General features: G+C 55.4%; 18 protein-coding genes. 16 read left to right on the forward strand and 2 right to left on the reverse strand.

The annotated features are described in order from the left end of the window. The first annotated feature begins 1 nt into the window (after window position 1). The 6 genes from nuoI (at window position 2) to nuoN (ending at window position 6,351) form a co-directional block, all read left to right on the forward strand. On the forward strand, window positions 2-544 hold the full coding sequence (gene nuoI, locus IV433_RS25550) for an NADH-quinone oxidoreductase subunit NuoI (RefSeq protein WP_101076101.1): 543 nt from the start codon (window positions 2-4) through the stop codon (window positions 542-544). Between the two features lie 12 nt (window positions 545-556). Beyond that, window positions 557-1,114, forward strand: a complete 558-nt coding sequence (nuoJ, locus tag IV433_RS25555; RefSeq protein WP_101076100.1) for an NADH-quinone oxidoreductase subunit J — start codon at window positions 557-559, stop codon at window positions 1,112-1,114. Then, window positions 1,111-1,413, forward strand: a complete 303-nt coding sequence (gene nuoK / locus IV433_RS25560) for an NADH-quinone oxidoreductase subunit NuoK (protein ID WP_004936014.1) — start codon at window positions 1,111-1,113, stop codon at window positions 1,411-1,413. Before nuoJ ends, nuoK begins: the two co-directional genes overlap by 4 nt. Beyond that, a complete protein-coding gene (nuoL, locus tag IV433_RS25565; RefSeq protein WP_101076099.1) occupies window positions 1,410-3,257 on the forward strand; it encodes an NADH-quinone oxidoreductase subunit L in 1,848 nt (615 codons plus the stop codon). Before nuoK ends, nuoL begins: the two co-directional genes overlap by 4 nt. Window positions 3,258-3,354: 97 nt before the next feature. Further along, window positions 3,355-4,884 (forward strand): NADH-quinone oxidoreductase subunit M, encoded by a 1,530-nt coding sequence (gene nuoM, locus IV433_RS25570; RefSeq protein ID WP_195816365.1) that lies wholly within the window; start codon window positions 3,355-3,357, stop codon window positions 4,882-4,884. A 6-nt stretch (window positions 4,885-4,890) separates the two neighbouring features. Then, window positions 4,891-6,351, forward strand: coding sequence for an NADH-quinone oxidoreductase subunit NuoN (gene nuoN / locus IV433_RS25575; protein ID WP_195816364.1), 1,461 nt, complete (start codon window positions 4,891-4,893; stop codon window positions 6,349-6,351). Between the two features lie 95 nt (window positions 6,352-6,446). Here nuoN and IV433_RS25580 read toward each other — a convergent pair whose 3' ends face one another. Beyond that, a complete protein-coding gene (locus tag IV433_RS25580; RefSeq protein WP_195816363.1) occupies window positions 6,447-8,837 on the reverse strand; it encodes a putative mucin/carbohydrate-binding domain-containing protein in 2,391 nt (796 codons plus the stop codon). Between the two features lie 407 nt (window positions 8,838-9,244). On the opposite strand from IV433_RS25580, the gene IV433_RS25585 reads away from it, so the two are divergent. From IV433_RS25585 to menE, 8 genes are all read left to right on the forward strand, one after another. Further along, window positions 9,245-9,760 (forward strand): DUF1097 domain-containing protein, encoded by a 516-nt coding sequence (locus tag IV433_RS25585; RefSeq protein ID WP_195816362.1) that lies wholly within the window; start codon window positions 9,245-9,247, stop codon window positions 9,758-9,760. Window positions 9,761-9,864: 104 nt separating this feature from the next. Then, the gene (locus IV433_RS25590; RefSeq protein WP_195816361.1) at window positions 9,865-10,173 is read left to right on the forward strand and encodes a DUF883 family protein; all 309 of its coding nucleotides are present in this window, start codon (window positions 9,865-9,867) and stop codon (window positions 10,171-10,173) included. 230 nt (window positions 10,174-10,403) lie between these two features. After that, on the forward strand, window positions 10,404-11,744 hold the full coding sequence (menF, locus tag IV433_RS25595) for an isochorismate synthase MenF (RefSeq protein WP_195816360.1): 1,341 nt from the start codon (window positions 10,404-10,406) through the stop codon (window positions 11,742-11,744). A 23-nt stretch (window positions 11,745-11,767) separates the two neighbouring features. After that, a complete protein-coding gene (gene menD / locus IV433_RS25600) occupies window positions 11,768-13,441 on the forward strand; it encodes a 2-succinyl-5-enolpyruvyl-6-hydroxy-3-cyclohexene-1-carboxylic-acid synthase (protein ID WP_195816359.1) in 1,674 nt (557 codons plus the stop codon). Then, a complete protein-coding gene (gene menH / locus IV433_RS25605; protein ID WP_195816358.1) occupies window positions 13,438-14,235 on the forward strand; it encodes a 2-succinyl-6-hydroxy-2,4-cyclohexadiene-1-carboxylate synthase in 798 nt (265 codons plus the stop codon). The genes menD and menH overlap by 4 nt, the downstream gene beginning before the upstream one ends. Continuing rightward, window positions 14,222-15,079, forward strand: coding sequence for a 1,4-dihydroxy-2-naphthoyl-CoA synthase (menB, locus tag IV433_RS25610; protein ID WP_195816357.1), 858 nt, complete (start codon window positions 14,222-14,224; stop codon window positions 15,077-15,079). The genes menH and menB overlap by 14 nt, the downstream gene beginning before the upstream one ends. Further along, window positions 15,079-16,080, forward strand: a complete 1,002-nt coding sequence (gene menC / locus IV433_RS25615) for an o-succinylbenzoate synthase (protein WP_195816356.1) — start codon at window positions 15,079-15,081, stop codon at window positions 16,078-16,080. Before menB ends, menC begins: the two co-directional genes overlap by 1 nt. Next, window positions 16,065-17,450: an o-succinylbenzoate--CoA ligase gene (menE, locus tag IV433_RS25620; protein WP_195816355.1), complete on the forward strand. Its 1,386-nt coding sequence runs from the start codon at window positions 16,065-16,067 to the stop codon at window positions 17,448-17,450. The genes menC and menE overlap by 16 nt, the downstream gene beginning before the upstream one ends. 56 nt (window positions 17,451-17,506) lie before the next feature. Here the strand turns inward: menE and IV433_RS25625 are convergent, their stop codons facing one another. Continuing rightward, window positions 17,507-18,940, reverse strand: a complete 1,434-nt coding sequence (locus tag IV433_RS25625) for a catalase (protein ID WP_195816354.1) — start codon at window positions 18,938-18,940, stop codon at window positions 17,507-17,509. A gap of 321 nt (window positions 18,941-19,261) precedes the next feature. Here IV433_RS25625 and IV433_RS25630 point away from each other — a divergent pair, with 321 nt between their 5' ends. Together IV433_RS25630 and IV433_RS25635 are read left to right on the forward strand one after the other, a co-directional pair. After that, a complete protein-coding gene (locus IV433_RS25630; protein ID WP_195816353.1) occupies window positions 19,262-19,807 on the forward strand; it encodes a YfaZ family outer membrane protein in 546 nt (181 codons plus the stop codon). A gap of 158 nt (window positions 19,808-19,965) precedes the next feature. Further along, entirely contained in the window at window positions 19,966-21,171 is a 1,206-nt protein-coding gene (locus IV433_RS25635) for a nicotinamide mononucleotide deamidase-related protein YfaY (protein ID WP_195816352.1), read from the forward strand. Window positions 21,172-21,690 lie beyond the last annotated feature (519 nt).

Genomic DNA, 21,690 nt, shown 5'->3' on the forward strand with positions numbered 1-21,690 from the left:
CATGACATTGAAAGACATAGTGGTCGGGTTCGGTACCCAGGTTCGCAGCTTGTGGATGATAGGCCTGCACGCCTTCGCCAAGCGCGAAACCCAGATGTACCCTGAAGTTCCGGTCAATCCACCTCCGCGCTACCGTGGCCGTATCGTGCTGACGCGCGATCCGGACGGTGAAGAGCGCTGCGTTGCCTGTAACCTGTGTGCGGTAGCGTGTCCGGTCGGCTGTATTTCTCTGCAAAAAGCAGAGCATAAAGATGGCCGCTGGTACCCGGAATTCTTCCGCATCAACTTCTCACGCTGCATCTTCTGCGGCCTGTGTGAAGAAGCGTGCCCGACAACCGCGATTCAGCTGACGCCGGACTTTGAACTGGGTGAATTCAAACGCCAGGATCTGGTGTATGAAAAAGAAGATTTGTTGATTTCAGGGCCGGGTAAATATCCGGAATATAACTTCTACCGGATGTCCGGTATGGCCGTTGACGGTAAGCCGAAAGGCGAAGCGGAAAACGAAGCCAAACCGATCAACGTCAAAGGTCTGTTGCCTTAAGGAGCCGCAAGCATGGAATTTGCATTTTATATTGCAGCCCTGGTGGCCGTGTTGGCGACATTGCGTGTTATCACGCACACCAATCCGGTGCATGCATTGCTGTATCTGATCGTCTCTTTGCTGGCGATTGCTGCGGTCTTCTTCTCGCTCGGTGCCTACTTTGCCGGTGCTCTGGAGATCATCGTTTACGCCGGGGCCATCATGGTTCTGTTTGTGTTCGTCGTGATGATGCTGAACCTTGGCAACGTCCAGGAGCAGGAACGCGCGTGGCTGAAACCCGCGACCTGGATCGGGCCTTCAATTTTGTCGGTCATCCTTCTGGTGGTCATGATCATGTCGATTCTCGGATTGCATGAACACGGCATCAAAGGCGACATGATTGACGCGAAAGCCGTCGGTATCGCGCTGTTCGGGCCTTACGTTTTGGCGGTTGAACTGGCGTCCATGTTGCTGCTGGCCGGTCTGGTGGTGGCGTTTCATATTGGTCGTGAACATAAACCGGGCGAAGTTTTTGGTGACGCACCGGTCACGACAGAAATGGCAAAAAGAAAAACGGAGGAGAGAGCATGATCCCTCTACAACATGGCCTGATTCTGGCCGCAATTCTCTTTGTTCTCGGGCTGACCGGCCTGCTGGTTCGCCGTAATCTGCTGTTTATGCTGATCAGTCTGGAAGTGATGATCAACGCGGCAGCGCTGGCGTTTATCGTGGCGGGAAGCTACTGGGGTCAGGCAGACGGGCAGGTGATGTACATTCTGGCCATCAGTCTGGCTGCGGCGGAGGCCAGTATTGGCTTGGCGTTGCTGCTGCAACTGTATCGCCGTCGCCATACCCTGAATATTGATACTGTCAGTGAGATGCGCGGATGAACTTACTCTATTTAACAATTCTGTTCCCGCTGATTGGCTTCATTTTGCTGGCCTTCTCACGCGGTCGCTGGTCAGAAAATACGTCAGCCACGGTTGGCGTAGGTTCCATTGGTCTGGCTGCACTGACCACTATTTATGTGGGCATCAACTTCCTCAGCCAGAAAGCGGCGGGCGTTGAAATCTTCAACCAGACACTGTGGAACTGGATGCAGGTCGGAAACTTCAACATTTCCGCGACGCTGACCCTCGACGGTTTGTCGATGACCATGTTATCCGTGGTCACCGGTGTCGGTTTCTTCATCCACATGTTCGCGTCCTGGTACATGCGCGGTGAAGAAGGCTACTCACGCTTCTTCGCGTACACCAACCTGTTTATCGCCAGCATGGTGATTCTGGTACTGGCAGACAACCTGTTGCTGATGTACCTCGGTTGGGAAGGCGTGGGCCTGTGCAGTTACCTGCTGATCGGTTTCTACTACTCCAACCCGGCTAACGGCGCAGCGGCGATGAAAGCGTTCATCGTGACCCGCGTCGGTGACGTGTTCCTGGCTTTCGCACTGTTCATCCTTTACCGCGAACTGGGTACGCTGAACTTCCGTGAGCTGATGGTGCTGGCACCGCAGAAACTGGCGGTTGGCGACACGGCAATTACCTGGGCAACCCTGATGTTACTGGGTGGCGCTGTGGGTAAATCTGCACAGCTTCCGTTGCAGACCTGGCTGGCAGACGCCATGGCCGGTCCGACACCGGTTTCCGCGCTGATCCACGCCGCGACGATGGTAACCGCAGGTGTTTACCTGATTGCACGTACTCACGGCCTGTTCCTGATGGCGCCGGAGATTCTGCATCTGGTCGGTATCATTGGTGCGGTGACGCTGGTGCTCGCTGGCTTTGCGGCGCTGGTACAAACCGATATCAAACGCGTTCTTGCTTACTCGACCATGAGCCAGATTGGTTACATGTTCCTGGCGCTGGGCGTTCAGGCGTGGGATGCCGCCATCTTCCACCTGATGACGCACGCATTCTTCAAAGCCTTACTGTTCCTTTCTTCCGGTTCGGTCATTCTGGCCTGCCACCACGAACAGAACATCTTCAAGATGGGGGGATTACGTAAATCCATTCCGCTTGTTTATATCTGCTTCCTGGTCGGTGGCGCGGCACTTTCCGCCTTACCTGTCATCACAGCGGGCTTCTTCAGTAAAGATGAAATCCTTGCGGGTGCGCTGGCTAACGGCCATCTGAACCTGATGGTTGCCGGTCTGGTAGGGGCGTTTATGACCTCGCTGTACACCTTCCGCATGATCTTCATCGTGTTCCACGGCGAAGAGAAAATCAAAGCGCATGCGGGTAAAGGCATCACTCACCACCTGCCGCTGCTGGTGTTACTGGTTCTGTCCACCTTTATTGGCGCGATGATTGTTCCGCCACTGAAAGGTGTTCTGCCAGAAACCACTGAGCTGGCGCATGGCAGCGTGCTGACCCTGGAAATCACCTCTGGCGTGATTGCGATTGCGGGTATTCTGCTGGCGGCTGCCCTGTATCTGGGTAAACGCTCACTGGTTAACAGCATCGCGAAAAGCGCACCGGGCCGTTTCTTCACGACCTGGTGGTTCCATGCCTGGGGCTTCGACTGGCTGTACGACATGATTTTCGTCAAACCGTATCTGCTGGTGGCGAAACTTCTGCAACGTGACCCGCTGAACTCAATGATGAATCTGCCTGCGATCTTTGCCCGCCTGGGTAACCGTGGTCTGACATTGAGTGAAAATGGTCAGGTGCGTTGGTATGTCGCGTCAATGGGGCTCGGTGCAGTGGTTGTTCTGGCGCTGCTGCTGGTGATTTAAGCCTGCATTACGGGTGTAACTGTCAATGCCGGCCCGTTGGTGTAACGGGCCGGCAAGTGAAATAGCCTTCGGGCATAAAAGAAGGGAACGACACGCCATGCTATTACCTTGGCTAATATTTATCCCCTTTATCGGCGGGCTGCTGTGCTGGCAGACTGAGCGCTTTGGGAGCAAAGTACCGCGCTGGATCGCGTTAATTGCGATGGGGCTGACGCTGGCTCTTTCCGTGCAATTGTGGTTGCAGGGAGGATATTCATTAACGACGCCTGCGGGTATTCCACAGTGGCAGTCCGAGTTTTCGGTGCCGTGGATCCCACGTTTTGGCATCAGCTTCCATCTGGCGCTGGACGGTTTGTCCTTGCTGATGGTCGTGCTGACCGGCCTGCTGGGCGTGCTGGCGATCCTCTGTTCGTGGCGTGAAATCCAGAAATATCAGGGCTTCTTCCACCTGAACCTGCTGTGGATCCTCGGCGGCGTTATCGGCGTGTTCCTTGCCATCGACATGTTCCTGTTCTTCTTCTTCTGGGAAATGATGCTGGTGCCGATGTACTTCCTGATTGCCTTGTGGGGTCACAAAGCGTCAGACGGTAAAACGCGTATCAGCGCAGCAACCAAATTCTTCATCTATACGCAGTCCAGTGGTCTGGTGATGTTGATTGCCATCCTCGGACTGGTGTTCGTGCACTACAATGCCACCGGCGTGTGGACATTCAACTATGCTGACCTGCTGAAAACGCCGATGTCGCATAACGTTGAATATCTGCTGATGCTGGGCTTCTTCATCGCCTTTGCGGTGAAAATGCCGGTTGTGCCATTGCACGGCTGGTTGCCGGATGCTCACAGCCAGGCACCTACCGCCGGTTCCGTTGACTTAGCGGGTATCTTGCTGAAAACCGCGGCCTACGGGATGTTACGTTTCTGTCTGCCACTGTTCCCGGAAGCCTCTCATCAGTTCGCGCCGATTGCCATGTGGCTGGGTGTGATAGGTATCTTCTACGGTGCGTGGATGGCGTTCTGCCAGACCGACATCAAACGTCTGATTGCTTACACCTCGGTTTCGCACATGGGCTTCGTGCTGATTGCGATTTACACCGGCAGCCAGCTGGCGTACCAGGGCGCAGTGATTCAGATGATTGCACACGGTCTGTCCGCAGCCGGTATGTTCATCATCTGTGGTCAGCTGTACGAACGTCTACATACCCGCGATATGCGCCAGATGGGCGGATTGTGGGGACGCATTAAATACCTGCCAGCGTTGTCGCTGTTCTTCGCCGTGGCGACCTTAGGGATGCCGGGTACCGGTAACTTTGTGGGTGAATTCATGATCCTGTTTGGCAGCTTCCCGATTGTTCCGGTGATCACTGTCATCTCGACCTTCGGCCTGGTGTTCGCTTCGGTGTACTCCCTGGTGATGATGCAGCGCGCTTATTACGGCAAAGCAAAATCCGACGAGCCGCTGCAAGGCATGACCTCACGTGAACTGTCGATCATCCTGTTGCTGGTGGTATTGCTGGTGGCGCTGGGCGTGTTCCCGCAGCCAATTCTGGATACTTCGGGTGCAGCGATGAGCAACATTCAGCACTGGTTCGGGTCTTCAGTTTCCACTATTTCAACGACAAGGCCGTAACTCGCCATGACATTTACACTTCAAAATCTGATCGCACTATTACCGCTGATGATCGTCGGATTGACGGTGGTGGTGGTGATGCTGTCCATTGCGTGGCGACGCGACCATTTTCTCAATGCCACACTGACAGTCATCGGGCTGAACGTTGCCTTACTTTCCCTTTACTACGTCGGGCAGGTCGGGCCGCAGGACGTCACACCGCTGCTGCGTGTTGACGGTTATTCGATGTTCTACATCGGGCTGGTCTTGCTGGCGAGTCTGGCAACCAGTACGTTTGCTTATCCGTGGCTGGCCGGTTATCCGGACAACCGTGAAGAGTTCTACCTGTTAGTTCTCATCGCGGCCATGGGCGGCATTCTGCTGGCCTGCTCTAACCATCTGGCGTCAATGTTCCTGGGGATCGAACTGATTTCCCTGCCATTGTTTGGCCTGATCGGTTACGCCTATCGCCAGAAACGTTCGCTCGAAGCCGCTATCAAATACATGCTGCTGTCTGCGGCTGCCTCTTCATTCCTGCTGTTCGGTATGGCGCTGCTGTACGCACAGTCTGGTGATTTGTCCTTTGCGTCATTGGGCAAAAACCTGGGCGACGGACAGATGCTGCATCAGCCACTGCTGATGGCCGGTCTGGGCATGATGATTGTCGGTCTGGGCTTCAAACTGTCACTGGTTCCGTTCCACCTGTGGACTCCGGACGTGTATCAGGGCGCTCCGGCACCGGTTTCGACTTTCCTGGCGACCGCCAGCAAAATTGCTATCTTTGCCGTGGTCATGCGTTTGTTCCTGTATGCACCGGTTGCTGACAGCGAAGCCATCCGCATCGTTCTGGGCATTATCGCCTTCTGTTCGATTCTGGTCGGTAACCTGATGGCCATCAGCCAGAGCAACATCAAGCGTCTGTTGGGTTACTCGTCAATCGCTCACCTGGGTTATCTGCTGGTGGCGCTGATTGCCGTGCAAACGCATCAGCTGTCGATGGAAACCGTCGGTGTGTATCTGGCCGGTTATCTGTTCAGCAGCCTCGGCGCGTTCGGTGTGGTCAGCCTGATGTCCAGCCCGTACAAAGGCCCGGACGCAGAATCGCTGTTCTCCTACCGTGGTCTGTTCTGGCATAAACCGATCCTGTCCGCGGTAATGACTGTGATGATGTTGTCACTGGCCGGTATTCCGATGACGCTCGGCTTTATCGGTAAGTTCTACGTGATTGCGACCGGTGTGACCGCGCATCTGTGGTGGCTGACCGGCGCTGTGGTTGTCGGTTCTGCGATTGGTCTTTACTACTACCTGCGCGTGACCGTGAGCCTGTATCTCAGCGCGCCGGAAACGCTGGTCCGTGACACCCCGAACAACTGGGCGTTAACGGCAGGCGGCGTGGTGGTTCTGATTTCCGCGATTCTGGTGCTGTTGCTGGGTATCTTCCCGCAACCGCTGATTTCGCTGGTTCAGATGGCCCAACCGCTGCTCTGATTTTTACCGTGACGAATGCAGTAACAAACAAAGAAGCCGCTCAGATGAGCGGCTTCTTTGTTATGGATTTCCCTGAATGAAGGCGGCAAAAAGTATTACGGATTTTGATGCAGATATCTGAACAAGACGATCCCTTTCTGGTCTGTAATGATGACGTTCAGGGACGGCTTTTCGCCATTGCTGGCGTTGAGTTTTTTACCCGCTGAAGCTTCACTACCGCCGGTGATAACCGTGGCTTCGTAAGAAAATTCCTCACCGTCTGCTGAAGCCTGGAGATCCAGTGTAAAACTGTTTGGCAGGATGACCGGATCCGGTTCCAGATTGTTATGGGTTGAAATCACGTCGTGGTAATCCTCCAGCAATTGCTCTTTCTGCGGGCTGCCGAACAGCGAAACCGCCATAAAAATATCATCTTTGGACGACGCATATTCCGCGGCCAGCATGGCCGGATTCGCCCGGACCATTTCTGCCTGCTTAGCGATACTGGCCACCAGCGGGGCAAAAGGATCGTTTTGCAGCGAAACATTGATAAGCCCGGCAGGTGTCACGGTAAAGCTGTTGTTACTGGACTTCGTATTTATCACGCCAGCAAACGACGGCGATAATTTCAGGCGGCTCGGCGTTTCCGCATGGAAAATATCAATGCGGTAATTGGCGCTGAAAGGGACCTCGTCGTGGGAAAGCGTGGTTTTATCGCCATTCATCGTGCGGGTGAAGACAATATTACCGCTGAGATCGTAAATCTCGACTTTGGCATACGCTTCGCCGGGAAAATAGGAATGCGGTGATGTGCTGGTGACATCAATTACCACGGTTTGCTTAACCTGATCCACTTTCAGGCTACAGAACGGGGAGCCGCCTAAACCTAAAAAGCTGAATGACTGACTTGCCAGTACCGCACCCGCTTTCGCCACATAATTAATCGTCTGGGCGTTTGCGCCGTTTTTGACGATAGCGTAATGATTATCCTGGAAGTATTTAACGCTCTTTCCTGTAGGCGTTTGCAGCTTATAAGCGCCAACCGGGATCTGAGAAAACGTCAGTGAGTTGCCATCGGGCGTGCCGGTTTGCACGGGCTGACTGGCATCATTTAGCAGCAGGAAGGTTTTTTCCCCTTTAATCTGCGCAATATCATCGATATTAAAAGTGAGAGTCAGGTCGCCCTTTAACGCCGCTGAAGTAAGTTGCGTCGCGGTTACCAGAGACAGCACCGAAGGCAGCTTCAGACTGGTTTTTAGCGCTGTGGCCTGATCAGCACTGACCAGCTCTGAAAGCGGATAAGCAGGTTCGCCGTTGTTGAAGAGATGCATTTCACGCTGTTTTTCCGACAACGTGGTATCCGCCCGGTAGATATACGGCGTCACATCGACGTTGCCAATTTTCTGATAACTGTCGGAGAGTAAATCCAGCAGTAAATAATCGGTGGCGACAAATCCAGCCGTGTTAGCCAGCACGCGGTAATTCTGATAAAAGGCCGTGAACGCCGGATCGCCGCCGATGTCTTTGAGCTGCATCAGGAAGAACAGTTTTGAGCGTAAGTCCCAGTTGGTGACGGGCTTATTGTCGGCCAGATCTTTTTGAATGATAGACAGCGTGGAGTCGACTTTGCCGTAGTTGTATAACCAGCCTTTGGCGTAAACCTGGTCGCCTAACACCCGGTTCTGAAAACTGGCGGCAAAAATGTTGTTCCACACTTCTGCGGTGCTGAACGCCGGACCGGACATAAATGCGCCCTGATACCCGTGGCCAATCTCATGCAGGGCGCCCCAGTTGTTGTCGATCGGTGTCAGCCAGCAGTCTGAAACCTTTGCGCTGGTGGCGGCAACCCATTGTGAGCTGTAGTAAGCCGCGCCCGCGCCGTGTACATCGGCTTTGGCAAAATAACGGTTGGGGATATTTTTATCCGTCGCGGCGACCGGATTAAAGCTGATCCCCATCAGGGCATTATAGAATTCGAATATCTGTTTATAGTTGGCAATAATACCGCTGAGATTATTTGGAATTCCGGTATTTTTCATTTTTGCTTTATCGGCTTTAGGCACGAGTATCTGAATAAACTCAGAAAATATCAGTGCAAATTCTGCGTCTCTGGAATCCCAAAGCTGGAAAAAAGGAAACTCATCGTCATTTTCATTATATACCGGCAACGGTTTCGCATCGCCAGGGAAGCTATATTCAAGAACAGGCGCTTCGGTGGAGTAGGGCGTGGTGATGAACGGAACGGACGTTGTGGAAAAGCTTATGTTCGTTGCCGCACTGGTCACGGTATAGGATTTCTCCGTTGCACTGTCGGCGTTGAGCAGCCAGAGCGTCAGCGGTGCCGTGAATTTAGGGTTGGTCTGTCTGATCGTGAGAGTTTGCCCGGCGGCGAGAATCATGTCGAGGCTCTGTCTGTCGTGATTGACGCCTTTATCAATTCCCGCTTTTTTTAACCAGGTCGGATCCTGCAAAGTATAAAGTGTTTTAGTCAGTGTAATTGTGGTCATGTTGGCGACTCCGTGGGGTTATTGCCTGAATGAAAAAGAGAACGGGAAATTCCGGTCGTTAAATTTCATTTGAACGGTTTTAATTAGTGACGGAGCCACTATAAGAAGGGTTTTCTGCGTCCGGAAATAACAACGTCTAATAAATCATCACAAATAAAAATGGCACGATAAAAAAGATGACTCACAAAATATAACGCGATGATTTGATTTTTTTTGCCCCGGACCACGACAAACCACCTCGCGGCTGAGAGAAGCGGGTTGAATCTGAAAGAGGGTTTTATGTGACTCACATCACATTTATATGTACGTTCAATGAATTATTACATCAAATTTGTGATCTTCCCCATTCCATTCTTCCCATCAATGAGTAAACTGCGCGCTTGTTCAAATTTGTGCAGGTTTTAAACATGAATGTTTTAGTGATGATCGCGATCACCACCGGGATCCTCTCCGGTCTCTGGGGCTGGGTGGCTGTCAGTCTGGGTCTGATCGGCTGGGCAGGTTTCCTGGGCTGCACCGCGTATTTCGCCTGCCCGCAGGGCGGGTTGCGCGGACTCGTGATCAGCACGCTGACCTGCATGAGCGGCGTCTTCTGGGCGGTCGTCATTATCGCGGGTAGCGCGATGCGTCCGGAACTGAATATTCTCGGCTACATGCTGACCGGCGTTGTCGCTTTCCTCATGTGTATTCAGGCCTGGCAACAATGGCTGGCTTTTGTGCCGGGCACCTTCATCGGCGCGTGTGCGACCTTTGCCGCGCAGGGCGACTGGCGCCAGGTCGTCGTGTCGCTGCTGGTCGGGCTGGTTTTCGGTTATGCGATGAAAAACAGCGGATTATGGCTGGCGAAACAGCGTGAAAAACCGCGTGCGCAGCCGGAAAATTCTGTCGTTTTTGTGAAAACCGAAGGGTCAGAAGGTTCTTAAAACTCCCGAATTTACGGCAGTTTATGCGGATCCGGCGGGCATTTACTCCCGTTCTGCGCTAGGGTTATAGGCAGTGTGAACTTTCACATCATAAGGAGATAAACATGGCTGACCAATTTGAGACACAGCAGAACTCGTTAGATGACGATTTGCGTATGCTGACTGAAACTCTGGAAGAAGTGCTGAAATCTTCCGGTGATAAAGCCGATGAGAAGTATGTCCAAATCAAAGCGCGTGCAGAAAATGCACTGAAAGACATCAAATCGCGCATTGATCCTCAGGCTCGCTCTTACTGTAAAAAAGCCCGCAAAGTTGCAGAACAAACTGACAGCTATGTGCGCGATAACCCATGGCACGGCGTCGGTGTTGGCGCGGCTGTAGGTCTGGTGGTTGGCCTCCTTCTTCGTCGCTAATCCCGCTGAGCAGGAGCGGTTTTCGCTGCTCCTGCTGCCTCACGTTTGATTACTCCTTTCTCTCCTCCTATACTCCTTCTTAGCTAACGTCACTCACTTCAGCTTGATCTGTCGCATATTTTCATTTTTCGTATCGCCGCATAATTCATCCGTAATTGATCCAACCCGTTTTTTGATCCAGAAGGGTATTTCTGCCCGTCACAAAACATCCGGTATGGCCCGAGGTAGCGGTGAAACAAATATCAGCAATCATTGAACAGCTTGATACAGCGCTTGCAGGCGAATGGCCTGATACCGCGGGCATCCGGCAGTTCAGTTATTCCCTGCAAAAACAGCCTGACACCGGCCTGCTTGAATGGTTATCCGCACAACCGTGCTATCCGAAATTCTACTGGCAGCAGCGCGATGGCGATGAAGAAGCCGCCGTGTGTGGCGATGCCTATGCGTTTGGTAACCTGTCGCAGGCGCAGGATTTTATCCGCGAGTACCAGGACATTCCCGATCTGCATATCTGGGGGCTGAACGCCTTCAATGCGGACAACGATGACGCCGCATTTGCCGCCAACGCACTCTTCCTGCCACGCATTGAACTCTGCCGTAAAGGCACCACTTACTGGCTGCGCTGTACCGTTTTCAGCACCCGCTCATTGTGCGATGAAGCGCGCCGCACCCGGTTGTTCCTGCGTTCGCTGGTCGCCAGCCGGGATTTGCCGCCGATCACTTCCCGCGTTATCCAGCACCAGCATCTGCCCGCACAACCGCAGTGGAACGAACTGATTTCACAGGCGCTGACCTGCATTGAACAGCAGCAATTCGACAAAGTCGTTCTCGCCCGTAAAACGACCTTAACACTCAGCCAGCCGCTGAACGCCTGCGCTTTTCTCGCCGCCAGCCGCGAAGTCAATCATCGCTGTTATCACTTCATGCTGGCGTTTACGCCGCAACAGGCTTTTCTGGGCTCCAGCCCGGAACGTCTGTTCCTGCGCGACCATACTGAATTATTCACCGAAGCGCTGGCGGGCACCGTCGCTAATCATCCTGATGATGATGAGGCACAAACGCTCGGCGAATGGCTGCTGAATGATGGCAAAAACCAGCGCGAAAACCTGCTGGTGGTTGATGATATTTGCCAGCGTTTGCAGGGCGGGGCGCATTCTCTGGACGTGATGCCTGCTGAGATTTTGCGGTTACGCAAAGTGCAGCATCTGCGCCGCAGCATCCACGGCGAGCTCGCCGAGGCCGATGACGCCGGATGTCTGCAACGTCTGCAACCGACGGCGGCGGTGGCCGGATTACCGCGTCAGGCCGCGCGTGAATTTATCGCCCGTTATGAACCGTTTGACCGCCAGTGGTACGCCGGTTCTGCCGGGTATCTCAGTACTGAACAAAGTGAATTTACCGTGGCGTTGCGCTCTGCGGCGGTAAAAGGACATCAGCTGGAACTTTACGCCGGGGCGGGGATTGTCGCCGGTTCAGACGCTGCACAGGAATGGCAGGAAATCGAAAACAAGGCCGCAGGATTGCGGACATTGTTGGAAGAGCATTACACGCCTGCCGTTCAGGCCGGATAATCCTTTGCCGGAGTGAGTTCATCATGTCTGATGCCGTCTTTAACAGTCGCTGGGCGACGCTGATCCTTGAAGCACTGACCCGCCATAATGTGCAGCATGTCTGTATTGCTCCCGGCTCCCGCTCCACGCCGCTGACCCTTGCGGCCGCGGCGCATCCGCACCTTATCTGTCACACCCATTTTGACGAACGTGGTCTCGGCCATCTGGCGCTCGGTCTGGCAAAAGCCAGCGGGCAACGTGTGGCGGTGATTGTGACATCCGGCACCGCCGTCGCGAATCTCTATCCTGCGCTGATTGAAGCCGGGCTGACCGGTGAAAGACTGGTGTTGCTCACCGCCGATCGTCCGGCAGAGCTCATCGACTGCGGCGCGAATCAGGCCATCCGCCAGACCGGCATGTTTGCCAGCCATCCCGTCGAAACGCTGGATTTGCCGCGCCCGACGCCGGAAATCAGTGCCCGCTGGCTGGTATCGGCGCTCGATAACGCGCTGGCGCAGCAGACGCACGGCGCGGTACATGTCAATTGTCCGTTTGCTGAGCCGCTTTATGGCGAAGATAACGGTGAACATCAGGACTGGCTGCAAACGCTGGGCGACTGGTGGCAGGGAAATCAGCCGTGGCTGTCTTATTCGCCGGTGCAGCATCCGGCGGGACAGTCTGACTGGTTTTCATGGCGGCAAAAACGCGGCGTGATTATCGCCGGACGCATTTCTGCCTCTGAAAGTGAGCTGCTGGCGCAATGGGCTGAGCAACTCGGCTGGCCGCTGGTCAGCGACGTGCAGGCTTCAACCGGCAATCCTTTGCCGTGCGCAGACTTGTGGCTGGCGTCACCGCAGGCACAGTCTGTCCTGGCACGGGCGCAGCTGGTGATTCAGTTTGGCGGCGGGCTGACGGGTAAACGGCTGCTGCAATGGCAGGCCGCGTGCCTGCCTGAGGAATACTGGCTGATCGACACCTTGCCGGGCAGGCAGGATCCGGCGCAGCACCGTGGCCGCCGTATTCAGGCTGATGTTGCGGAGTGGCTCCTTGCGCACCCTGCGCAGCCTCAGCCGGACTGGGCTGAAGAGCTGGAACACTGTTCTCAGCGTGCATTGAACGCTGTGGAAAATCGCCTTGAAGGCACTTTTGGTGAGGCCGCTGCGGCGTGGTTGCTGCCTGCTTTATTGCCGGAGCATGGCCAGCTTTTTCTTGGCAACAGCCTGATCGTCCGCCTTGTCGATGCTTTAGCGCAGTTGCCTGCCGGTTACCCGGTTTTCGCTAACCGCGGCGCCAGCGGAATTGACGGCCTGCTTTCAACCGCCGCCGGTGTTCAGCGCGCAACCTGCAAACCCACGCTGGTGCTTCTCGGCGATATCTCCGCACTTTACGATTTAAACGCGCTGGCGCTGATGCGTCAGTGTTCCGCCCCGACGGTCATCATTGTGGTGAATAACAACGGCGGGCAGATTTTCTCTTTGTTGCCGACGCCGGAGGCCGAGCGTCAGCGTTTTTACTGCATGCCGCAAAACGTCGAATTCAGCCATGCGGCAGCGATGTTTGGTCTGGAATACGCCTGCCCCGATTCCATGAGTGCGTTACGCGACGCCGTCAGCCAGTGCTGGCAGCACGGCGGCGTAAAACTTATCGAGCTGAAAGTCAGTGAAACGGAAGGCGCTGAGTGTCTGCGTGATTTAGTCAGAGAGGTCAGCGCATCATGACGCTGGCCTGCACGCGACTCAGTGGCGAAGCCGAAGGGCGTCCGTGGCTGGTCTTTCTCCACGGCCTGTTAGGCAGTGCTGAAGACTGGCAGCCGCTGTTGCCTTCGCTGACCGGATGGCCGTGCTTACTGTTGGATTTACCGGGGCACGGGCGTTCCGCCGCGATTACCGCCGCCGGTTTTGCCGACGTCAGCCAGTTGCTGACCGATACGCTGAACGGGCAGGGCATAACGTTTTACTGGCTGATCGGTTACTCACTGGGCGGGCGCATCAGCCTGTATCACGCCTGTCACGGTGACACATCCGGCTTGCAGGGCGTGCTGGTAGAAGGCGCACATCCCGGTCTGACCTGTCAGGCTGAGCGCGCGCAGCGCCGTCATCACGATCAGCAATGGGCCGCCCGTTTCACGCAAGCATCCTGGCCGCAGACACTCGCCAGCTGGTATCAGCAGCCGGTGTTTTCCAGCCTGACGGACGAACAGCGCGCGGAGCTGGTTTTATTGCGTGAGGGCAATAATCCCCGCGCCGTTGCCGCGATGCTGGCCTCCACGTCGCTGTCGGTGCAGCCCGATTTACGCCCCGAACTTCGCCTGCATTCCCGCCCGCTGGCGTGGCTGTGTGGCAGCGCTGACACCAAATTTATCGATCTTGCACAGCAGTCCGGTTTCGAACTGCGTACCATCGCCAATGCCGGGCATAACGCCCATCGTGACAATCCGGCGGAATTTGCCCGTCAGGCGCTGGCGTTCATTAATTCACCTGTCTTAAAGGAAGTTGAGCATGATTTATCCTGATGAAAAAGAACTGTATGCGCCGGTTGAATGGCGTGATTGCACCGGCGAATTTGAAGATATCCGTTATCATAAATCTGTTGATGGCATCGCTAAAATCACCATCAACCGTCCGCAGGTGCGTAATGCGTTTCGCCCGCTGACTGTCAAAGAAATGATCCGTGCGCTCGACGATGCCCGTAATGACGAAGGTATTGGCGTGATTGTGCTGACCGGCGAAGGCGAAAAAGCCTTCTGCGCAGGCGGTGATCAGAAAGTCCGCGGCGATTACGGCGGCTATCAGGACGCCAGCGGCGTGCACCACCTGAATGTGCTGGATTTCCAGCGTCAGATCCGTACCTGCCCGAAACCTGTTGTGGCGATGGTAGCCGGTTTCTCCATCGGCGGCGGACACGTTCTGCATATGATGTGCGATCTGACGATTGCCGCGGATAACGCCATCTTTGGCCAGACCGGCCCGAAAGTCGGTTCCTTCGACGGCGGCTGGGGCGCTTCTTATATGGCGCGCATCGTCGGCCAGAAAAAAGCCCGCGAAATCTGGTTCCTGTGCCGTCAGTACGACGCGAAAGCCGCGCTGGAAATGGGCCTGGTTAACACCGTCGTTCCGCTGGCTGATCTGGAAAAAGAGACCGTGCGCTGGTGCCGTGAAATGCTGGAAAACAGCCCGATGGCGCTGCGTTGCCTGAAAGCTGCACTCAATGCAGACTGCGACGGTCAGGCCGGGTTGCAGGAACTGGCGGGTAACGCCACCATGCTCTTCTACATGACCGACGAAGGTCAGGAAGGCCGCAACGCGTTTAACGAAAAACGCCAGCCGGACTTCAGCAAATTTAAGCGTAATCCATAATGCGCCGCGCCACGGTGTACCGGTATAGCCTGCCGATGGAGGCGGGCGTGGTGCTGCGCAATCAGCGTCTGAAAACGCGTGACGGTTTGCTGGTATCACTGTGGCAGGACGATAAAACCGGCTGGGGCGAAATTGCGCCGCTGCCCGGTTTTAGTCAGGAAGGATTGCCGCAGGCGCAAGATGCCGTTCAGCACGGGCTGAGCCAGTGGGTGCAGGGCGCATCGCTGACGGCGGTCGCCTCGGCGTTCAGCAGTTTGCCTTCCGTGGCGTTCGGTCTGAGCTGCGCCGATGCGGAACTGCGCGGCGAATTGCCGGAAGTCATGAGTTTGCGCTGTGCGCCGCTGTGTCATGGCGATCCGAATGAACTGTATGCGCGTCTGGGCGAACTGCCGGGTGATTTATTTGGCAAGAAAGTCGCCAAAGTGAAAGTCGGTTTGTACGAATCGGTAGGCGACGGGCTGAATGTCAGCATGTTGCTGGAAGCGCTGCCTGAGCTGCGTTTACGCCTCGACGCTAACCGCAGCTGGACGCCGGTCAAAGCCGAAGGATTTGCCCGTCACGTCGCCCCTGAGCTGCGTTCCCGCATCGCGTTTATCGAAGAACCCTGCCTGACGCGTGAACAATCCCGCGACTTTGCCCGTACCACCGGCATTAAGATTGCCTGGGACGAAAGCGTGCGCGAGCCCGGCTTTACCGTTCAGGCCGAGCCGGGGCTGGCGGCGATTATCATCAAACCTACGCTGACGGGAAGCCTGTTGCGCTGCCGCCAGCTGATTGCGCAGGCCCATGCGGGGGGGCTGGAAGCCGTCATCAGTTCATCGATTGAATCCAGCCTCGGGCTGACGCAGCTGGCGCGTATCGCGCAATGGCTGACGCCCGACGCCGTGCCGGGGCTCGATACGCTGGATCTGATGCAGGCACAGCTGGTCCGGCAATGGCCGGGTTCCGCACTGCCGCTGACGGATGTTTCTCAACTGGAAAAGGTATGGCAGAGCAAATGATCAATGACTGGCCGTGGCGTGAACGGGCGAACCGTTCGCCGTTTGCTGTGGCGCTGAAAGCCGGGGATATCACCTGGTGCTGGCGTGATTTGCAGCATCGCGTCGATTCACTGGCCGCCGGATTTATTCAGCAGGGTGTCAGTGAAGGCACAGGTGTTGTGCTGCGCAGTAAAAACAGCCTCGATGCGCTGCTCAGTTATCTGGCGCTGTTGCAGGCTGGCGCGCGTTTACTGCCGCTGAATCCGCAGTTGCCGCAGAGCCTTTGCGAAGAATTATTGCCCCAGCTGGACATCAGTTTTGTACTGGATCTGACCGGACAGCCGCTGCCCCTGAGCCAGACGCCGCTGCATTTGCGTAACGCGTTTTCCGTCAGTTGCGTTTCATGGCTGCCGGAGCGTATTGCAACAATGACGCTCACTTCCGGCTCCAGCGGGTTGCCGAAAGCCGCAGCGCATACCCTTTCCGCGCATCTTGCCAGCGCGCGCGGCGTTCTGAGTTTGATTCCGTTTACCCAAAACGACAGCTGGCTGCTTTCGCTGCCGCAGTTTCATGTTTCGGGGCAGGGGATTATCTGGCGATGGCTTACCGCCGGTGCCACGCTGGTGCTGGCTGCGGATAAAAATATCGCGGCCGCGCTGGCGGAATGCAGCCACGCGTCGCTGGTACCGACGCAGCTCTGGCGTTTGTTGCAACAGCCGGCATTCCCGGCGTCCCTGCGACACGTACTGCTCGGCGGTGCGCAGATCCCGCTGGAACTGACCACGCAGGCCGAAAAGGCTGGCGTTCAGTGCTGGTGCGGTTACGGGATGACGGAAACGGCGTCCACGGTGACGGCCAAACGCGCTGATGCGTCGGCGGGTGTGGGCATGCCGCTGGCCGGAAAAGACGTCCGTATTTCTGACGAAGAAATCCTGATCCGTGCCGACAGCCTGGCGGCCGGTTACTGGAAAAACGGTGGCCTGACGCCGCTGACGCCGCTGACGGATGCCGATGGCTGGCTGCATACCCGCGATCGCGGCGGGTGGCATGCCGGAGAACTGTTTATCGCCGGGCGTCTGGATAATTTGTTTTTCAGCGGCGGCGAAGGCATTCAGCCGGAAGATATCGAAAAAGTGCTGGTCAGCCATCCTCAGGTTTCGCAGGCTTTTGTGGTTCCCGTTGCTGATGAACAGTTCGGACATCGTCCGGTGGCGGTGCTCGACGCACAGGCCGGGCTGGTTTATGCGGAACTGAATCTCTGGCTGAGCCGGAAATTGCCGCATTTCCAGTTGCCGGTGGCGTATCACGCGCTGCCCGAAACGCTGGCGCAGGGCGGTATCAAAATCTCCCGGCTGCGCATCCGGCAGTGGATTGAAACGCTGACCGCGTAGACGAAAAAAGGGCCGCATCGCGCGGCCCTTATCACTGCTTACGGTGTTAAACCGGATCAGGCTTTCAGTGCTTCTTCAACGCCCGCGCCATACGCCGGATCGACTTTATAAAACAGGTCGAGCTGGCGTTGTTGCGTTTCAGGCGACGCATGTTTGAGTTCACCCGCGATGCGCGCAAACATACGCTGATGTTCTTCGGCGCAAAGCTGGTTGAACAGCAGGCGCGGCTGCGTGTAGTAATCGTCATCTTCGCGATGATTCCAGTGGTCTGCTGCGCCTTCAATCGTCAGCGGTGGTTCGCTGTAATCTGGCTGTTCCTGGAATAAACCTGCACTGTTCGGCTCATACGTCACGCCGTTGCCGCTGTTGCCGTCAACGCGCATCGCGCCGTCGCGGTGATAATTATGGAACGGGCATTTTGGTGCGTTCACCGGGATCTGATGATGGTTCACGCCCAGACGGTAACGGTGCGCATCGCCGTAAGAGAACAGGCGGCCCTGCAACATTCTGTCCGGTGAGAAGCCGATGCCCGGCACCACGTTCGCCGGGCTCATCGCCACCTGCTCAACTTCGGCAAAGTAGTTTTCCGGATTACGGTTCAGCTCGAATTCACCGACCTCAATCAGCGGATAATCGCTGTGCAACCAGACTTTGGTCAGGTCAAACGGGTTGTACGGCAGTTGGGAGGCTTCCGCTTCCGGCATGATTTGCACGAACAGTTTCCAGCGCGGGAAATCGCCGCGTTCGATGGCGTCATACAGGTCGCGCTGTGAACTTTCGCGGTCGGTGCCAACCAGTTTTTCGGCTTCGTCATCCATCAGGTTTTCAATACCCTGCTGGCAGCGGAAATGGAATTTCACCCAGAAACGCTCATTTTCTGCATTGATAAAGCTGAAGGTATGGCTGCCGAAACCGTGAATGTGACGGTAAGACGTTGGCAGGCCACGGTCACTGACGTCAATGGTCAGCTGATGCAACGCTTCCGGCAGATGCGAGAAGAAATCCCATTTATACGCCGGGTTGCGCAGGTTAGTGCGCGGGTCGCGTTTCACGACGTGGTTCAGATCCGGGAATTTCAGCGGGTCACGCAGGTAAAACACCGGCGTGTTATTACCGACCAAATCCCAGTTGCCTTCTTCGGTGTAAAACTTCATGGAGAAGCCGCGGATATCACGTTCTGCATCCGCCGCGCCGCGCTCACCGGCCACGGTGGAGAAGCGGATAAACATGTCGGTTTGCTTGCCGATTTCAGAGAAGATCTTCGCGCGGGTGTACTGCGTAATATCGTGCGTTACGGTGAAGGTACCGTGCGCGCCGGAACCTTTCGCGTGCATTCGACGCTCAGGGATCACTTCGCGGTCGAAGTGCGCTAATTTCTCAAGAAACCAGACATCCTGCAGAAGCAGCGGGCCACGGCGGCCTGCGGTGATGACATTGTTATTATCGACGACGGGTGCGCCAGAGGCTGTTGTTAATCCTTTCTTCGTCATGACAATTCCTTCCAGTTTGAAACGGGTGTGGGGTAAAAGGGGCTGTGGAAGCCTTTTTTACATTCCTTGTCTGAGGGTTGCTTTCCTAAGCAAAATTCACTCTACCTACAAGTAATAAACCCTATATTGATCAGGGGCAAATAGGCTGGAGTTATCATTCCGATTAGAAATCGTCGTTTCATCAATGAAATCGATGTTTCTTACAATTTACCGCCTTTTCGCGAATGTTTTAAAGTTCCAAAAAGTTGTTACAACAGAGTGAATTGCTTTAGACTTCACGCGGAAGAATCATTGTCGTTTAGCAATTATTTAGGATAAATAATGAAAAAGTTTCTTGTCGCTGGTGTTGCTGCCAGCCTGATGTTCGCGGCTGCTTCTGCAAATGCAATCAGCGTGAATGGTGAAGTTGGCGAGCATTACACTCACTTAGGCGTGGGCTTCGGCACCACTTCTCCGGGTCTGGCGTTAAGCGGTGACTGGACACATAACGATGACGACGGCGATGTTGCCGGTCTGGGTCTGGGCTACAACATCCCGCTGGGTCCGTTCATGGCCACCGTCGGCGGTAAAGGGCTTTACACCAACCCGAAAGACGGTGACGAAGGTTACGCGGCAGCAGTCGGTGGCGGCCTGCAATTGCCAATCGCTAAACTGTTCACCCTGTACGGTGATTACTATTATTCCCCGGATTCACTGTCCAGCGGCATTGGCAACTATAAAGAAGCGAATGCAGGCGTGCGTCTGACCGCGATTCCGTTAGTGACCGTGAGCGTGGGTTACCGCTACATGGCGCTGGACGGCAAAGACGGCAACCGCGACAACATCGTGGCCGATGGTGCGTACCTCGGCGGCGCCGTGAATTTTTAATTCCCGATATATCTCGAGGAATAATGTGTTCAAGCCTGCTTAGCGGGCTTTTTTTTCGTCCGGATGTTCACTTCCGCACTCTCACTTTGTGCTTTTGCAATTGTGTTTCGGCCTGAGCCTTTCTACAGTGGAGTGACAAAAAACAGAAGGAGAACGGGATGCTTAGGGTTGAGATGCTGAGTACGGGTGATGAAGTGCTGCACGGCCAGATTGTGGATACCAATTCCGCGTGGCTGGCGAATTATCTGTTCGAACAGGGTTTACCGATGACCAGCCGCGAAACCGTCGGCGACAGTCTGGAAGCGCTGGTAGCCGTTCTCAAAGAACGCAGTCATATCGCCGATGTGCTGATTGTAAACGGCGGGTTAGGGCCGACAACGGATGACCTGAGCGCGCTGGCTGCCGCCAAAGCCTGTGGCGTTGAGCTGGTGGAAGATGCCGGTTGGATCAAAACCATGCAGGCATTTTTCAACGAACGTGGCCGCCCGATGGCTGAATCCAACCGTAAACAGGCGCAGATCCCGGCCAATGCCGAACTGCTGGATAACCCGGTCGGCACGGCCTGCGGGTTTAGCGTCAGGCTCAACCGCTGCCAGATTTTCTTCACGCCGGGCGTACCTTCCGAATTCAAAGTAATGGTTGAACAGCAAATTGTTCCGCGCCTTCACAAGCAATTTCCCGCACTCGAAGCGCCGTTGTGTCTGCGTCTGACCACCTTCGGACGCGGCGAAAGCGATCTCGCTACCGAACTGGATAAACTCGAGCTTCCGGAAGGCGTGGTGATGGGCTATCGCTCATCGTCACCGATTATCGAACTGAAAGTCACCGGCCCGCGTTCGCAGGAAGCGGCGATGCATAAAGCTTTCGAACGCGTCCGCGAAGTGGCGGGTGAGAGCACAATTTTTGAAGGTCTGAGGAGTTTGCCGGATCGTCTGGCTGAACGTCTGCTGGCACAAAATCTGCGTCTTGCAGTGAGTGAAAGTTTCACCGGTGGTCTGCTGAACTGGCGGCTGCAAAGCGCAGGCGTTCCGCTGGCCGGAGGAGAACTGCTGGCGCACAGCGAAGAAGCGTCACCGGAAAAATCCCTCGAATGCCTGCTGGCGCGGGCGCAGGGGTTGGCGGAAACCACCGGCGCACAACTCGCGCTGGCCGTCGGGGCATTATCAGGCGATCAGCTTAGCCTTGCCTTGCATACGCCGTCCGGTACCAGCGGATTGACGATCCGTTATACCGCCACGCGGCACGGACTGACGTTACGGCAGGAGACGATGGCGATGGTCGCGATGGATATGCTCAGGCGTTATCTGAACGGATGGGAAGTAGTGGCGGATTATCCGTGGTTGGATCGGGTGGCGAAGGTCTAGCTTTTGAAAAGCTAAGATCAAAACCTTGGGCTCGCCGCCCAAACTGGCCCAAAGGGCGCGTTAACGCGCGCGCCCTCTGGACACCCGCGCTTTTTAACTCCGCGCTGCCGCTCGCTGGCTACGTTTCAGTAATTCCTGCTAGTGCCGCAAACGCCGCCGCTGCGCGGTCCTTTCGCTTCGGGTTCGAACCTGCTCGAAAAAAAAACTCTCGCCGTTTCTCACCGCTCACTCAACGCCGTTTTGAAAGCGGCCAATGGCTTTTAGTTCACAACCTCGCCATCTTTTTTCAACCACTTGAAAGCTAGATATACCGCTCGTTAAGTAAGGCAAAACTGTTTTTTTAAATGGTGAGATGGCGTACTCAAAAATCCTGCTGAACGAAGCGGGCTGGAGACCCAAGTTACCGTCTTGAATGTCAACAACTCAACGCGTAGTTTTCATCATAAGGCAGCCCCGTTTTCAACACGCCGTAGCATAGGTGAACCAGCTTTCGCATCGCAGCACCCATTGCCGACATCT

Source organism: Rahnella laticis (assembly GCF_015644585.1).
In the GTDB taxonomy this organism is placed as follows: domain Bacteria; phylum Pseudomonadota; class Gammaproteobacteria; order Enterobacterales; family Enterobacteriaceae; genus Rahnella; species Rahnella laticis.